Here is a 14,418-nt window from a genome sequence, read left to right as displayed (position 1 = left end):
CGTGGGCGGCACCCGGCGGGTCGACGCGCGGCCGTGCGGACGGTGAGGATGGCGGGATGCACATCTCGGTGATGCCCTCCTACCCCGTCGAGCACTTCGGCTCCGACGGCGTGCAGATGGACGCGCTTCCCCCCGCCGTCGACGGCGCCTCGACCCAGGTGCACGTCGCGCGGGTGGCCGCCGGCGGCACCATCGGGCGGCATCCCGCGGTGCGCAGCCAGGCGTTCGCGCTGGTGAACGGTCGGGCGCGCGTCGAGGCGCCGGACGGCGTGCGCGAGATCGGCCCGGGTGCGCTGGTGGTCTGGTCACCCGGGGAGGAGCACCAGACGTGGGCGCTCACCGAGGTCGTCGCCGTCATCGCCGAGACCGACGGCACGTTCGACCTCTACCACCACCCGGCCGAACCCTGAGCAGCCGCGGGCGGCGCTACAGCTCGATGAGCATGCGCGTGTTGCCCAGGGTGTTGGGCTTCACGCGCGCGAGGTCGAGGAACTCCGCGACGCCGTCGTCGTGCGAGCGCAGCAGCTCCGCGTAGACCTCCGTGGTGACCGGGGTCCCCTCGATCACGTGGAAGCCGTGGGCCGTGAAGAAGTCGACCTCGAACGTCAGGCAGAACACGCGGCGCAGGCCCAGGGCGCGGGCGCGCTCCAGCAGCCCCGACAGCAGCGCGTGCCCCACCCGGCGGCCGCGCTGGGACGCGTCGACCGCGAGCGTGCGGATCTCGGCCAGGTCGTCCCACATGACGTGCAGCGCGCCGCAGCCGACGACCTCGTCGTCGATCTCGGCGACCAGGAACTCCTGCACGGCCTCGTAGTAGCCCACCCACTCCTTGGCGAGCAGGATGCGGTCGTCGGCGTACGGCTGGACCAGGGCGCGGATCGCGCGGACGTCCGCGGGCAGCGCGGGCCGGATGAGCACGTCGGTCGAGGTCACGCGCTCACGGTAACCGGGCTCACGCCCGGGCACGTGCCCGCGTCCGTGCACTGTCCACCTGCTCGAGGAGCAGCGCCGCGGTGATCTCGTCGACCACCAGGTCGGTGACCACGCCTGCACGCAGGGCCGCGAGGAGCGGAGCCACCTTGTTGTCCCCCGCCACCACGCACAGCCTGCGCGGGACGTGCTCGAGCTGCTGCGGGTCGGGCCCGGTCGCACGGGCGTTGAGGGCGACGTCCTGCCACGACCCGTCCGCGCGCAGGAACACCGTGCAGACGTCGCCCACCACGCCCTCGCGGTGCAGGAGCTGGACGTCCGCGTCGTCGAGGTAGCCGGCCGAGTAGACGTGCGACGGCACCGCGCCGGCCACCGCGCCGACCGAGAAGACGGCGATGTCGGCGCGCTCCTGCATGTCCACGACGCGGCGCACGGACCGCTCGCGCCACATGGCTGCCTTCGTCTCCGGGTAGTCGAAGAACGCCGGGACCGAGAAATGGTGCACCGCGGCATCGAACGCGCTGCCGAATGACGAGATGAGGTCCGACGCGTACTCCACGCCGCTCGTGCGCATGTTCGCGGCGCCGTTCAGCTGCACGACCGCCGCCCCTCGCGTCGGCTTGGGCACCAGGAACCGGGAGACCGACGCGAGCGTGGTGCCCCACGCGACGCCCATCACCATGTCCGAGTCGAACCACGACGACAGCAGCCGGGCGGCCGTCATCGAGACCTGGGTGAGCCGCTCGATGTGGCTGGACGAGTCGGGCACCGGCACGACGTAGGAGTCGATCCCAAACGCCGCGGCCACCGACCGGCCGAGCCCGGGGGCGCGCGTGCTCGACGGTCGCAGCGTGATCTCCACGAGCCCGGAGGCGCGCGCCTGCTTGAGCATGCGCGAGACGGTGGACCGCGACGTGCCGAGGTGGCGCGCGATGACCTCCATCTTCAGGTCCTGCAGGTAATACATCGATGCTGCCCGGAGCATGTCCTGCTCCCGGTCGTACTCCATCAGGCCCCCCGTGCACGTTTGTGCGCCCCGGTTGCGCGTTCGTTCTGGCATGGCGACGATAGCGAGCAAGAGCCGGTGGCGCGAGCGCCGCCCGGCTGCGCCACGCCGAGGAGACATCGCCCCATGAGGACCGCACCGCTCACCGCCCAGGCCCGTTCCGACGCGCTGGCGGCGTTGCGGGGCAGCGCGACCCGGGACGACGAGCTCGACGTCCTGGTGATCGGCGGGGGCGTGACCGGCGCCGGAGTGGCGCTCGACGCCGTGACCCGCGGCCTGTCGACGGCCGTCGTCGAGGCGCAGGACTGGGCCTCGGGAACGTCGTCCCGGTCCTCGAAGCTGGTGCACGGCGGCCTGCGCTACCTGCAGATGCTCGACTTCCACCTGGTGCGCGAGGCGCTCACCGAGCGGGACCTGCTGATCAACCGGCTAGCACCGCACCTCGTCAAGCCCGTGAGCTTCCTGTACCCGCTGGAGAACCGCGTGTGGGAGCGGGCCTACGTGGGCGCCGGCGTCGCGCTGTACGACACGCTCGCGTCGGTCAACGGCGGCAAGCGCGCGATGCCCATCCACCGCCACCTCACCCGCAAGGGCATGGAGCGGCTGTTCCCCGACCTGCGTCACGACGCGGCCATCGGCGCCGTCCGGTACTGGGACGCGAGCGTCGACGACGCACGGCTGGTCGAGACGATCATCCGCACGGCGGTCAGCTACGGCGCGCACGCCGCGTCGCGCACCCAGCTGGTCGACCTGCACACGACGACCGGCGGCGCGGTGACCGGCGCGCGGCTGGTGGACCTGGAGACGGGCGAGCAGTTCGACGTCCGGGCGCGTCAGGTCATCAACGCCACCGGCGTGTGGACCGAGTCGACCGAGTCGCTCGCGGGGTCCGAGGGCGGCCTCAAGGTGCTGGCGAGCAAGGGCATCCACATCGTGGTGCCGCGCTCGCGCATCGCCGGGGACGTCGGCCTGATCCTGCAGACCGAGAAGTCGGTGCTCTTCGTCATCCCCTGGTCGCGCTACTGGGTCATCGGCACCACCGACACCCCGTGGGAGCAGGAGCTCACGCACCCCGTCGCCACGAGTGCGGACATCGACTACGTCATCGAGCACGCGAACGCGGTGCTGAGCCGACCGCTCACGCGCGAGGACGTGATCGGCACCTGGGCGGGCCTGCGGCCGCTGCTGCAGCCCGGCACCAAGGAGGGCACCTCGTCGGCCAAGGTGTCGCGCGAGCACACCGTCGCGTCGCCGACCCCGGGCCTCACCGTCATCGCGGGCGGCAAGCTCACCACCTATCGCGTGATGGCCAAGGACGCGGTCGACTTCGCGATCGGTTCGCGCGCCACCACGCTGCCGTCGATCACCCACGAGGTCCCGCTGGTCGGTGCCGAGGGCCTGCGCGTGTTCCAGCGCCAGGCGCGGGCCATCGGCGCGCGGTTCGACTGGGACCGCAAGCGCATGGACCACCTGCTGCACCGGTACGGCTCGCTGCTCGGCGAGATCATCGACCTGTGCGAGGCGAACCCCGAGCTCGCCAAGCCGCTCGTCAACGCGAGCGCGTACATCGGGGCGGAGATCGTCTACGCCGCCAGCCACGAGGGCGCGCTGCACCTCGACGACATCCTCATGCACCGCACGCGCCTCAACTACGAGCAGGCCGACAAGGGCGTGGGAGCCCTCGAGGAGATGGCCGACCTCGTGGCGCCCATCCTGGGCTGGGACGCGGCCACGCGCGCCAAGGAGATCGCCGCGTACCGCGCCCGCGCCGAGGCCGAGGAGGCCGCGGCCTCGCAGCCCGACGACCACAGCGCCGAGGTGGCCCGCCTGGAGGCGGACGACCTCGCGCCCATGCAGCCGCTCGGCCGCGGTCCCGCCGGCGGCACCAAGCCGGGCTCGCCCGCGGGCAAGGGCTCGTCGCAACCCGCCGGGACCTGACAGAACTCCCCGCGCCCGGTGCGCGGGGTGCACGTGACAACGTCGTCCGTACAGAAGGGATAGCTCAGTGAGCACACTGATGTCTCACGCGTTCGTCTCCGAGATCCTGGGAACAGCGATGCTGATCCTGCTCGGTGCCGGAGTGGTCGCGAACGTGATCCTGCCGAAGACCAAGGGCTTCGGCGGTGGCTGGCTGCTGATCAACTTCGGTTGGGGCCTTGCCGTGTTCGCCGGCGTCTACGTCGCGTTCAAGTCCGGGGCGCACCTCAACCCGGCGGTGACCGTCGGGTTGTGGACCGCGGACCAGCCGTTCTACTCCGTGACGGGACCGGGCGGGGCGGTGACCGCGTCGCTCCTGCCGACGTTCGGCAACGCCATGTGGTACTTCCTGGCGCAGCTCATCGGCGCCTTCATCGGTGCCGTCATCGCCTTCCTGGCGTACAAGAAGCACTTCGACGAGGAGGCCGAGCCCGGCATCAAGCTCGCGGTCTTCTCGACGGGTCCCGAGCTGCGGTCCTACGCGTGGAACTTCATCACCGAGGTCATCGCGACCTTCGTGCTGGTGTTCGTGATCCTGTGCTTCGGCCCCACCCCTTCGGGTCTCGGGCCGCTCGCCGTGGCGTTCCTGGTGGTCGGCATCGGCGCCTCGCTCGGTGGCCCGACCGGCTACGCGATCAACCCGGCGCGTGACCTCGGTCCCCGCATCGCGCACGCCGTGCTGCCGATCCGCGGCAAGGGCGGCAGCGACTGGGGCTACTCGTGGGTGCCGGTGCTCGGCCCGCTCGTCGGCGGTCTGCTCGCCGGTCTCGCGGCCAGCGCGTACGTCTTCTGACCCACCCCTGATCGACCTGGGACGGGCCCCGCGTGAGGGCAGCCGCGCGGCCCGTCCCGCCTCAGCAGACCAACAACTCGGAGGAAGCCACCATGGCGGACAGCAAGTACGTCCTCGCGATCGACCAGGGCACCACCAGCAGCCGGGCGATCATCTTCGACCACGGCGGGCAGATCGTCGCGACCGGTCAGAAGGAGCACGAGCAGATCTTCCCGCGTGCGGGATGGGTGGAGCACGACGCGGCCGAGATCTGGGTCAACGTCCGCGAGGTCGTCGGCCTGGCGCTCGCCAAGGCGAACCTGACGGCGCGCGACATCGCGGCGGTCGGCATCACCAACCAGCGCGAGACCGCCGTCGTCTGGAACCGCAAGACCGGTGAGCCGGTCTACAACGCGATCGTCTGGCAGGACACCCGTACGCAGAAGATCGCCGACGAGCTGGGCGCGCTCGGCGGCGGCGCCGACCGCTACAAGGAGAAGGTGGGGCTGCCCCTGGCCACGTACTTCTCGGGCCCGAAGGTGCGCTGGATCCTCGACAACGTCGACGGCGCGCGGGAGGCCGCGGAGGCCGGCGACCTGGCGTTCGGGAACACCGACTCGTGGGTCCTGTGGAACATGACGGGCGGGGTCGAGGGCGGCATCCACGTCACCGACGTCACCAACGCCTCGCGCACGATGCTGATGAACCTGGACACCCTTACGTGGAACGAGGAGATCGCGGGCGAGATGGGCATCCCCGTCTCGATGCTCCCGGAGATCCGCTCGTCGTCCGAGGTCTATGGCAACGGCCGCGAGGGCGGCCTCCTGGCGGGCGTGCCCATCGCGGGCATCCTCGGCGACCAGCAGGCGGCCACGTTCGGCCAGGCGTGCTTCGAGGTGGGCCACGCCAAGAACACGTACGGCACCGGCAACTTCATGCTGCTCAACACGGGCACGACGCCCATCCCGTCGAAGAACGGCCTGCTGACGACCGTCTGCTACAAGATCGGCGACCAGGACGCGGTCTACGCGCTCGAGGGGTCTATCGCGGTCTCGGGCTCGCTCGTGCAGTGGCTTCGCGACAACCTGGGGATCATCAAGTCCGCCCCGGAGATCGAGGAGCTCGCCAAGACGGTCGACGACAACGGCGGCGCGTACTTCGTGCCCGCGTTCTCGGGACTGTTCGCGCCGTACTGGCGCTCGGACGCGCGCGGTGCGCTCGTCGGGCTCACGCGGTTCGTCAACAAGGGCCACATCGCCCGGGCCGCGCTGGAGGCCACCGCCTTCCAGACCCGCGAGGTGCTCGAGGCCATGAACGCCGACTCGGGCGTGGACCTCACCGAGCTCAAGGTCGACGGCGGCATGGTCCAGGACGAGCTGCTCATGCAGTTCCAGGCCGACATCCTCGGTGTGCCGGTGGTCCGGCCGAAGGTCGCCGAGACGACCGCGCTCGGTGCCGCCTACGCGGCCGGCATCGCAGTCGGGTTCTGGTCCGGCGAGCAGGACGTCATCGACAACTGGGCCGAGGACAAGCGCTGGGAGCCCTCGATGGAGGACGCCGAGCGCGACCGGCAGTACCGGCTGTGGAAGAAGGCGGTCACGAAGACGTTCGACTGGGTCGACGACGACGTGAGCTGACGCCTCGCACGACGACGACGGCCGCGCCCCGCCCGGGTCGCGGCCGTCGTCGCGCCCGCGCCGCCCCTCGCCGCGCGCCCTCGCCGCCCCTCGCCGCCCCCTCGCCGCGGCGAGTCGTCACTTTCGCGTCGGGTCGCCACTTTGAAGTGACGACTCGGCGAGAAAGTGACGACCCGTGCGGGCCAGGCGCATTGGAGTGGCCTCCCGCGTACGACGGGTGGCGTGGGTGCCGGCGGGTAGCGTGCGCGCATGCTCGTCGCCACGTGGAACATCAACTCGATCCGTGCTCGTACCGACCGCGCACTCGCCTTCCTGGAGCGCACGGGGGTCGACGTGCTCGCCCTGCAGGAGACCAAGTGCAAGGACGAGCAGTTCCCGCGAGCGGAGTTCGAGGCGCTCGGCTACGAGGTGGTGACCAGCGGCTTCAGCCAGTGGAACGGCGTCGCCATCGCGTCGAAGGTCGGCATCGACGACGTCGAGGTCGGCTTCGCGGGGATGCCCTCCTGGGGCGACCCCGCCGCCGCCGAGGCCCGCGCGATCGGTGCCACGTGCAACGGGGTGCGCGTCTGGAGCCTGTACGTGCCGAACGGCCGTGAGCTCGACGACCCGCACTACGCCTACAAGCTCGAGTGGCTGGCGCGCCTGCGGGACACCGCGGGCGGTTGGCTCGCCGCCGACCCCGAGGCCCAGGTGGCGCTCGTGGGCGACTGGAACATCGCGCCGCTCGACACCGACGTATGGGACATGGGGTTCTTCGCGGGCCGCACGCACGTGAGCCCGGCCGAGCGGGAGGCGTTCGCGGCCATCGCCGCCGCCGGGTACACCGAGGTCTCGCGCGAGCACGTCCCCGCGGAGCACACCTACACGTACTGGGACTACCAGCAGCTGCGGTTCCCGAAGAACATGGGCATGCGGATCGACCTGACCTACGCCTCCCCGGCGCTCGCGGCCCGGGTGACGGGCGTGACGATCGAGCGCAACGAGCGCAAGGGCAAGCAGCCCTCGGACCACGTGCCCGTGGTGCTCCGGCTCGCCGACTGAGCGGCCGCGACGGACGGACGGGCGCGTCGAACGTTCGGTAGGTTTCCGTCATGAGCCCCGAGCCTGGCGAGCCGTCCGAGCCGAACCCGTTCGCACCGCCCACGTCGCCGGACCTGCGCAAGGCTGCTCCGCCCGAGCCGTCTGCCGCGACGGGCATGCCCGCCCCGCCGCCACCGAGCGGGTACGAGGCCCAGCTGCCGGCCACTCCGCCGCCCCCGGCTCCGTACGCGGTGCCGTCCGGCGACGCCCAGCCCGCTGCGCCCGCGCCGTCTCCCCAGGTGCAGCCCGGTGACGGCCAGCAGCCCTACGCTCCCCCGCAGCCCGGCTACGGCCAGCAAGCCTCCGCCGCGGCCCAGCCCGGCTACAGCCAGCCGGCCTACCCCCCGGCGCATCCCGGCTACGGCCAGCCGGCCTACCCCGGGGCGCAGCCCGGCTACGGCCAGCAGTCCCCCTACGCCGCGACGCAGCCCGGCTACAGCCAGCCCGGCTACGGCGCACCCGGCGGCCCGGGCGCCTATCCGCCGCCGTACGGGCCCTACGGCTCGTACGGCCAGCCGGCCGCGCAGACGGACGGTCTCGCCGTGGCCTCGCTGGTCACGAGCCTCAGCGGCATGGCCATCGGCGTCTCGTTCCCGGTGGGCCTCGTGCTCGGCATCGTCGCGCTCAACCGCATCAAGAAGAACGGCAAGGGCGGTCGCGGTCTGGCCGTCGCCGGGATCATCATCGGCGCGCTCGGCACGCTGGCCCTACTGGCCCTCGTCGCGCTCGTGATCGCCCTCATCGCGTCCGGCGACACGAGCAGCGGGACGTGGGAGTGGTCGACCAACGCCGCGGGCGTGATCGCGCCGGCGGTGGTGGGGGGCCATGTCCTCGCCTGACTCCGGCGAGGCCGGCGGCAGCTGGCCCGGCCAGCAGCCCGCAGGGCCGGGCGGCTATCCACCGCCCCCGACGCCGCCCGGTCCGGTGCTGCCCGCCGGCTACCCGGAGACGTACTACGCGCCCGGCTGGCAGGAGCCCAAGCCGCCCACCGACGGCGTCTCGATCGCGGCGCTCGTCACGGGCCTGCTCGCACTCGGGCCCGTGGCGGTGGTGCTGGGCCTCGTGGGCCTGTACCGCACCACCAAGCGCGGCACCCGCGGGCGCGGCCTGGCGATCGCGGGCATCGTGCTGGGCGCCCTCGCCACGGTCGCCTGGCTGGTCCTCGTCGCCGTCGTGGTGGTGACGCTCATGCAGACGCGGCCGCTCCCGGCAGACGTGAGCTCGCCACGCAGCGCGCACGTCGGCCAGCTGGTGGTCGGCAACTGCCTCGCCACGCTGCCACCCGACGGCGAGGTCGACACCGTGCAGGTGGTGCCGTGCGCGCACGACCACGCCGCCCGCGTCTCGTCGGAGTACGACTTCCCGCAGGACGCGGTCTGGCCGGGGCAGCCCGCCGCTGACGCGCGCGTCGCGCGGGCGTGCGTGCTCACGGAGCAGGAGCGGGCCGACGGCGCGACGGTGGTCACCTGGGCGCCCACCGAAGACGGCTGGACCCGCGGCGACCGTGCAGGGCTCTGCCTCGTGAAGACCTCGTAGTCCCCTTACCACGTGGTAGGTATCGCGCTACCCTGGCGCCACCGCAACGCACGAGGAGGTGCCGCATGTCACGCGAGGTGTTCGACGTCGAACGAGTCCTGGCCGGCCTGACGCTCGAGGAGAAGGCGTCGTTGACCTCGGGCTCCGACTTCTGGCACACCCAGGGGGTCGACCGCGCCGGGGTTCCGGCGGTCATGGTCACCGACGGGCCGCACGGGCTGCGCAAGCAGGCGGAGGACGCCGACCACCTCGGCCTCGGCGACTCGGTGCCGGCCACGTGCTTCCCTCCCGCCGCGGCCCTCGGCTCGTCGTGGGACACCGGGCTGCTGCGTCGCGTCGGCGAGGCTCTCGGCCGCGAGACCCGCGCGAACGACGTGGCCGTGGTGCTCGGGCCAGGCGTCAACATCAAGCGCACGCCGCTGTGCGGGCGCAACTTCGAGTACTTCTCCGAGGACCCGTACGTCGCGGGCGCGCTGGGCACGGCGCTCGTCGCGGGGATCCAGAGCCAGGGCGTGGGCACCTCGCTCAAGCACTTCGCCGCGAACAACCAGGAGACCGACCGCATGCGGATCTCCGCCGACGTGGACGAGCGCACCCTGCGCGAGATCTACCTCCCGGCGTTCGAGGCGATCGTCACCGGCGCCCAGCCGTGGACGGTCATGTGCTCGTACAACAAGGTCAACGGCACGTACGCCTCGGAGAACCGCTGGCTGCTCACCGAGGTGCTGCGGGACGAGTGGGCGTTCGAGGGACTCGTCGTCTCGGACTGGGGCGCGGTGCACGACCGCGTGCCGGCGCTGGCGGCGGGCCTCGACCTGCAGATGCCGTCGGTCGGCTCGCGCCCCGACGACGAGGTCGTCGCCGCGGTGCGGGCCGGGACGCTCGACGAGTCCGTGCTGGACGGCGCGGCGCGCCGCGTGCTCCGGCTGGTCGAGCGCGCGCTGCCCGGGCTCCGCAGCGACGACTCCTTCGACGTCGACGCCCACCACGCGCTCGCCACCGAGGCGGCCGCCGCGGGCACTGTGCTGCTCAAGAACGAGCCGGTGGACGGCGCTCCCCTGCTGCCGTTGTCCGGCGACTTCGTGGTGGTCGGTGAGTTCGCGCGCACGCCTCGCTACCAGGGAGCCGGTTCGTCGCAGGTGAACCCGACGCGGCTCGAGTCCGCCCTCGACGCGCTCGGTGACGTGCCCTTCGAGCCCGGCTTCACCATCGCCGGCGGCCCCGACGGCGACGACGCGACGTTGCGGGAGGCCGCGGTGGCCGCCGCGCGCACGGCCGGGACGGTTGTCGTGTTCCTCGGGCTGCCGGGGCCTGACGAGTCGGAGGGCTACGACCGCCCGCGCCTGGGGCTGCCCGACAACCAGGTGGCGCTGCTCGAGGCCGTCGCGACGGTCAACCCGCGCGTCGTCGTCGTGCTGGCCAACGGCTCGGCCGTCTCCCTCCCCTGGGCGCCGCACGCGCCCGCGATCCTCGAGACGTGGCTGGGCGGGCAGGCCGGTGGCCGCGCCGTCGCCCAGGTGCTGCACGGCACCCGAGCCCCGTCGGGCCGCCTCACCGAGACCATCCCGCACCGGCTCGCGGACACCCCGGCGTTCGGCAGCTTCCCCGGCGAGGCCGGTCACGTCCGCTACGGCGAGGGGGTGCTCGTGGGGTACCGCTGGTACGACACGCGGGAGCTCGACGTCGCCTTCCCCTTCGGCCACGGCCTGTCCTACACGACGTTCGTGTACTCCGACGTGCGGGCGGTCCTGACCGGCGAGGGGGCGAGCGCCTCGGTCGAGGTGCGTGTCCGCGTGACCAACACGGGCGACCGAGCCGGTGCCGAGGTGGTGCAGGTCTACGTCCGGGACCCGGAGGCGTCCGTGGTGCGGCCGGTGCGCGAGCTCAAGGGGTTCGCCAAGGTCGAGCTCGAGCCGGGCGCCTCGCAGGAGGTCGCGCTCACCCTCGACTCGCGCGCGCTGGCGTACTGGCACCCGGGGCTGCGCCGCTGGGTGGTCGAGGGCGGTGCGTTCGTCATCGAGGTGGGCGCGTCGTCCCGCGACATCCGCGGCTCCGTGCAGCTCGACGTGGCGGGCGAGCCGTTGTGGGGACCGCTCGAGGCGATGTCGACGATCGCGGAGTGGTTCGCCCACCCGGTGGGTGGGCCCCTGCTGCGGGCGACGCTCGTGCCGCCAGCCGAGGTGGTCGTGGACGAGACCATGCAGGCGATGATGCTCGGCATGCCGGCCAAGACCGTGGCCGACTTCGGCCTGACGGGCTTCGACCACGCCACGCTGGACCGCCTCGTCGAGCAGGTGGCCGCGCAGGCCTGACGGGGGGCCGGACGCCGCTCAGTCGACGAGCAGGCTGCGGTACAGGGCGCGGATGGTCGCGCCCATGTCCACGCGCTCGCCGGCGCCGTCGGCCTCGAGCAGCCACTGCAGCTGCAGGCCGTCCATCCCGGCGACCACCAGCCGCGCCGCGGTGCGGGGATCGACGCCCTGCCGGAGCCGCCCCGCCGAGCGCAACGACTCCAGCTCCCTGGTCGCCCCGTCGAGGACCGTGACGTAGCGCTCCTGGAAGTAGCCGTGCGCCGGATGCTCCGGCGACGTCGCCTCGGCGGAGAGCGTGGCGTACAACGCGACGATGCCGGGCCGCGTCGCGTTGCGGTCCGCCAGGCGCGCGAGCGCGTCGAAGAACTCGACACCGCGCTCGAGATCCTCGCGGAAGTCGACGCGGTCCACCTCGTCGCGCCGCTCGAGCACGGCTGCCAGCAGCACCGCCTTGCTGGCGAAGTGGTGCAGGAGGCCGGGGTGGGAGATTCCCACGCGCGAGGCCACCTCCCGCAGGGACGCCGTGTGGTACCCGACGTCGCCGAACAGGCGCATGGCCGCGTCGAGGATCTCCTCGCGAGTGGCCCGCCCCCTGGCGTAGCCCTGGCGCGCCTGGAGCTCGGTGGCGTCGGTGGTCATGGCGTCAGCATCCCACCCGGGATGGCCCGGAACAGCCGGGGAGGGCAGGTCGGCAGGGGGCGGGCCGGAGCCAAGACCCGCCCCCTGACCGCGCGCTACTTCACCTTCAGCGACACCAGCTTCCCGGCACCGAACACGTCGGTGGAGACCCAGAGCTTGCCGTGCGCCCACTCCACGCCTGCGGGCTGCGTGAGCGACACGAACGGACGGACCTTGCCGTGCCGGTCCACGCTCGAGACCTGGTTGCCGTTGAGCTCCGCGACGAAGATCCGGCCCCGCGGCCCCACCGCGAGCCCGGTCGCGCCCGCGAAGCCCTTCGCGACCAGCGAGACCTTGCCCGACCAGGGATCGACCTTCACCAACCGGCCCTGGGAACCCAGGCTGCCGTCCTCGGGACCACCCGGCAGCAACGTCACGTAGAGGGCGCCACCGTGGCCCACCTCGACGTCCGTGGGGACGGCCTCGAAGTAGTACTTCTGCCCGACCACGCAGTCAGGCAGGCCGAAGGCGGTCGCTGCGGCCGCGGTGACCGTCACGGGCACGGCGGGCAGGACGGCGACGGTGCTGACCGTTCCCTTGCGGTCCACCTTGAGGATGGCGTTCGCGCCGGCGTCGGCGAGGTACGTGACACCGCGACCCGTGTTGGCCGAGCCGTACACGTGCGAGTCGATGGTGCCGGTGTACGGCTTGAACATGTCGGGCACCTGCGCGAGGCACGCGGCGTCGAGAGTGCGGAAGCCGTACTGGACACCCTTGTCCGGGTTGGCCTGCTTCTCGAACGCCAGGACGTCGATGTCCGCGACCCCGTCGCGCGTCTGGCGGTGCAGCACCGAGGCGGTGACCGAGGTCTCGTCGCCAGCCCGCTCGGCCCAGGTGAGCACGCCCGGCCGCACGTCGACGGCGGCCACGTCCGCCCCCGTGGCGGCCGCGCCCACCACCTGCGGCGCGGCGTTCGCCGTGTGCTTGGTGACGATGCCCGCGAACGCCTGCCCGACGTAGACCGAGCGCGCACCCACCCCGAACGTGAGCGGACCGGCCAGGTCGGAGGCGACGACCTTCGGCGTCCCCGCCGTCGGCTGGTGGTGCGTGTGCGTGTGCTTGGCCGGGTGCCAGACGACGCCGTGGCCGAAGTGACGCGCGTTCGTGACGCGATGAGAGGCGAGTGCCGGACTGCTCCCGGCGGCGATGAGCCCCGCAGCCGCCACCACGGCGACCGCTGACATGCGAAGACGACGCATGGGTTTCCTCCTCGTCGAGGAACGCGCGCCCTGCGGCCCGGGTTCGGGCCTGTCCAGAAGCGGGCGAACCGCCCGAAACCGGGCGGCATCTACTGTGCTCCGGGTGTCGGGCGTCGTCTAGGCCCGTACCCCGCCCATCTCGACGAGCACCGCCCGCGCGCCGGTGTGCGGCGGCGGCCGACGACCCGTCGCTCGGTGGCGCGCCCCCGACCGGCCACGACGTTATCGATAACGTTATCTGCACGATAGGCTCCGGGACGTGGAGAGCGGCGCGCGCGTGAAGATGCAGGATGTCGCGCGAGCGGCGGGCGTGTCGGTCGCGACCGTGTCCAAGGTGGTCAACGACCGCTACGGCGTCTCGAAGGCGACGCACGACCGCGTCACCACGGTGATCAACGAGCTCGGCTACGAGACGAGCCTCGGCGCGCAGAGCCTGCGCAGCCACAAGACCAACGTCATAGGCGTGCTGGTCGCCGAGTTCGAGCCGTTCAGCACCGAGCTCCTCAAGGGCGCGTCGGCGGCCATCGGCTCGACCGGCTACGAGCTGCTCGCCTATTCGGGCGGCCACCGCGGCGGCGCGGTCGGCTGGGAGCGTCGTTCTCTGTCGCGCCTGGGCGGCACGCTCATCGACGGCGCCATCATCGTCACGCCCACGGTCGTCGGCGCCTCCAACGGCGTTCCCGTGGTCGCGGTGGACCCGCACACGGGACCGTCCGGCATCCCGACCGTCGACTCGGACAACTTCGCGGGTGCCGTGCTGGCCACCGAGCACCTGCTCGGCCTGGGGCACCGGCGGATCGCGCTGCTGGGCGGTCGTCCCGACCTCGAGTCGGCGCGCCTGCGCGAGGACGGCTTCCGGCACGCGATGGCGGCGGCGGGCGTGCCGGTCGACGAGGACCTCGTGCGCCTGGGTGGCTACCGGCCCGAGACCGCGGCGGCGCCGGCACGCGAGCTGCTGACGCTCCCCGAGCCGCCCACCGCGATCTTCGCCGCCAACGACCTCTCGGCCATCCGCACCATGGAGGTCGCGCAGGAGCTGGGTCTGAGCGTCCCCGACGACGTCTCGGTGATCGGCTTCGACAACGTGCCCGAGTCGGCGCTCGCCAGCCCGCCGCTGACCACGGTGGACCAGCCGCTGCAGGCGATCGGCGCTCGCGCGCTCGAGATGCTCGTGGAGCTCCTCGAGGGCCGCGAGCCCGCGACCCCGCACGTGCGGATGCCCACGGCCCTCGTCGAGCGCGCGTCCTGCCGGCGGATCTGACCCCGCGAGGCGAGCCGCCCCGCGGGGTCA

Annotated in this window: 13 protein-coding genes; 9 read left to right on the top strand and 4 right to left on the bottom strand. The window is 72.5% G+C overall.

Translation table 11 applies throughout. The annotated features are described in order from the left end of the window. Positions 1 to 56: 56 nt before the first annotated feature. Positions 57 to 410 carry a hypothetical protein gene (locus QRT05_RS03315; RefSeq protein ID WP_289445241.1) on the top strand — a complete coding sequence of 118 codons (354 nt, stop codon included), beginning with the start codon at positions 57 to 59 and terminating at the stop codon, positions 408 to 410. A gap of 16 nt (positions 411 to 426) precedes the next feature. On the opposite strand, the gene QRT05_RS03310 is transcribed toward QRT05_RS03315, so the two are convergent. Together QRT05_RS03310 and QRT05_RS03305 are read right to left on the bottom strand one after the other, a co-directional pair. Beyond that, positions 427 to 933 (bottom strand): amino-acid N-acetyltransferase, encoded by a 507-nt coding sequence (locus QRT05_RS03310; protein WP_289445239.1) that lies wholly within the window; start codon positions 931 to 933, stop codon positions 427 to 429. A gap of 19 nt (positions 934 to 952) precedes the next feature. After that, positions 953 to 1,939: a sugar-binding transcriptional regulator gene (locus QRT05_RS03305; RefSeq protein ID WP_289445237.1), complete on the bottom strand. Its 987-nt coding sequence runs from the start codon at positions 1,937 to 1,939 to the stop codon at positions 953 to 955. A gap of 123 nt (positions 1,940 to 2,062) precedes the next feature. Between QRT05_RS03305 and QRT05_RS03300 the strand changes: the two genes are divergently transcribed. The 7 genes from QRT05_RS03300 to QRT05_RS03270 all read left to right on the top strand — a co-directional run bounded on the left by QRT05_RS03300 (position 2,063) and on the right by QRT05_RS03270 (position 11,250). Next, positions 2,063 to 3,874, top strand: a complete 1,812-nt coding sequence (locus QRT05_RS03300) for a glycerol-3-phosphate dehydrogenase/oxidase (protein ID WP_289445235.1) — start codon at positions 2,063 to 2,065, stop codon at positions 3,872 to 3,874. Positions 3,875 to 3,953: 79 nt separating this feature from the next. After that, complete coding sequence (locus tag QRT05_RS03295) at positions 3,954 to 4,706, top strand: MIP/aquaporin family protein (RefSeq protein WP_289446105.1); 753 nt, start codon at positions 3,954 to 3,956, stop codon at positions 4,704 to 4,706. Between the two features lie 92 nt (positions 4,707 to 4,798). Continuing rightward, a complete protein-coding gene (gene glpK / locus QRT05_RS03290; RefSeq protein ID WP_289445233.1) occupies positions 4,799 to 6,322 on the top strand; it encodes a glycerol kinase GlpK in 1,524 nt (507 codons plus the stop codon). Between the two features lie 249 nt (positions 6,323 to 6,571). Beyond that, the gene (locus tag QRT05_RS03285) at positions 6,572 to 7,363 is read left to right on the top strand and encodes an exodeoxyribonuclease III (RefSeq protein ID WP_289445231.1); all 792 of its coding nucleotides are present in this window, start codon (positions 6,572 to 6,574) and stop codon (positions 7,361 to 7,363) included. A gap of 50 nt (positions 7,364 to 7,413) precedes the next feature. After that, positions 7,414 to 8,241, top strand: a complete 828-nt coding sequence (locus tag QRT05_RS03280; RefSeq protein WP_289445229.1) for a DUF4190 domain-containing protein — start codon at positions 7,414 to 7,416, stop codon at positions 8,239 to 8,241. Beyond that, positions 8,228 to 8,938, top strand: coding sequence for a DUF4190 domain-containing protein (locus tag QRT05_RS03275; RefSeq protein ID WP_289445227.1), 711 nt, complete (start codon positions 8,228 to 8,230; stop codon positions 8,936 to 8,938). Before QRT05_RS03280 ends, QRT05_RS03275 begins: the two co-directional genes overlap by 14 nt. 65 nt (positions 8,939 to 9,003) lie before the next feature. Beyond that, positions 9,004 to 11,250 carry an aryl-beta-d-glycosidase gene (locus QRT05_RS03270; protein ID WP_289445226.1) on the top strand — a complete coding sequence of 749 codons (2,247 nt, stop codon included), beginning with the start codon at positions 9,004 to 9,006 and terminating at the stop codon, positions 11,248 to 11,250. An 18-nt stretch (positions 11,251 to 11,268) separates the two neighbouring features. Here QRT05_RS03270 and QRT05_RS03265 read toward each other — a convergent pair whose 3' ends face one another. Together QRT05_RS03265 and QRT05_RS03260 are read right to left on the bottom strand one after the other, a co-directional pair. Next, the gene (locus QRT05_RS03265) at positions 11,269 to 11,889 is read right to left on the bottom strand and encodes a TetR/AcrR family transcriptional regulator (RefSeq protein ID WP_289445224.1); all 621 of its coding nucleotides are present in this window, start codon (positions 11,887 to 11,889) and stop codon (positions 11,269 to 11,271) included. 95 nt (positions 11,890 to 11,984) lie between these two features. Further along, a complete protein-coding gene (locus tag QRT05_RS03260) occupies positions 11,985 to 13,127 on the bottom strand; it encodes a ScyD/ScyE family protein (protein ID WP_289445222.1) in 1,143 nt (380 codons plus the stop codon). 283 nt (positions 13,128 to 13,410) lie between these two features. Here QRT05_RS03260 and QRT05_RS03255 point away from each other — a divergent pair, with 283 nt between their 5' ends. Beyond that, positions 13,411 to 14,388 carry a LacI family DNA-binding transcriptional regulator gene (locus QRT05_RS03255; protein ID WP_407650304.1) on the top strand — a complete coding sequence of 326 codons (978 nt, stop codon included), beginning with the start codon at positions 13,411 to 13,413 and terminating at the stop codon, positions 14,386 to 14,388. Positions 14,389 to 14,418: the final 30 nt, after the last annotated feature.

Source organism: Cellulomonas edaphi, from assembly GCF_030362815.1.
GTDB lineage: Bacteria > Actinomycetota > Actinomycetes > Actinomycetales > Cellulomonadaceae > Cellulomonas > Cellulomonas edaphi.
The sequence above is the reverse complement of the archived record's forward strand: the minus strand, read 5'-3'. Positions and strand labels throughout refer to the sequence as shown.

Bases quoted from the DNA above. Each gene is read 5' to 3' on its own strand.
- QRT05_RS03315 (WP_289445241.1), top strand. From the start codon at position 57: ATGCACATCTCGGTGATGCCCTCCTACCCCGTCGAGCACTTCGGCTCC.
- QRT05_RS03305 (WP_289445237.1), bottom strand. From the start codon at position 1,939: ATGGAGTACGACCGGGAGCAGGACATGCTCCGGGCAGCATCGATGTAT.
- QRT05_RS03300 (WP_289445235.1), top strand. From the start codon at position 2,063: ATGAGGACCGCACCGCTCACCGCCCAGGCCCGTTCCGACGCGCTGGCG.
- QRT05_RS03295 (WP_289446105.1), top strand. From the start codon at position 3,954: ATGTCTCACGCGTTCGTCTCCGAGATCCTGGGAACAGCGATGCTGATC.
- glpK (WP_289445233.1), top strand. From the start codon at position 4,799: ATGGCGGACAGCAAGTACGTCCTCGCGATCGACCAGGGCACCACCAGC.
- QRT05_RS03285 (WP_289445231.1), top strand. From the start codon at position 6,572: ATGCTCGTCGCCACGTGGAACATCAACTCGATCCGTGCTCGTACCGAC.
- QRT05_RS03280 (WP_289445229.1), top strand. From the start codon at position 7,414: ATGAGCCCCGAGCCTGGCGAGCCGTCCGAGCCGAACCCGTTCGCACCG.
- QRT05_RS03275 (WP_289445227.1), top strand. From the start codon at position 8,228: ATGTCCTCGCCTGACTCCGGCGAGGCCGGCGGCAGCTGGCCCGGCCAG.
- QRT05_RS03270 (WP_289445226.1), top strand. From the start codon at position 9,004: ATGTCACGCGAGGTGTTCGACGTCGAACGAGTCCTGGCCGGCCTGACG.
- QRT05_RS03265 (WP_289445224.1), bottom strand. From the start codon at position 11,889: ATGACCACCGACGCCACCGAGCTCCAGGCGCGCCAGGGCTACGCCAGG.
- QRT05_RS03260 (WP_289445222.1), bottom strand. From the start codon at position 13,127: ATGCGTCGTCTTCGCATGTCAGCGGTCGCCGTGGTGGCGGCTGCGGGG.
- QRT05_RS03255 (WP_407650304.1), top strand. From the start codon at position 13,411: ATGCAGGATGTCGCGCGAGCGGCGGGCGTGTCGGTCGCGACCGTGTCC.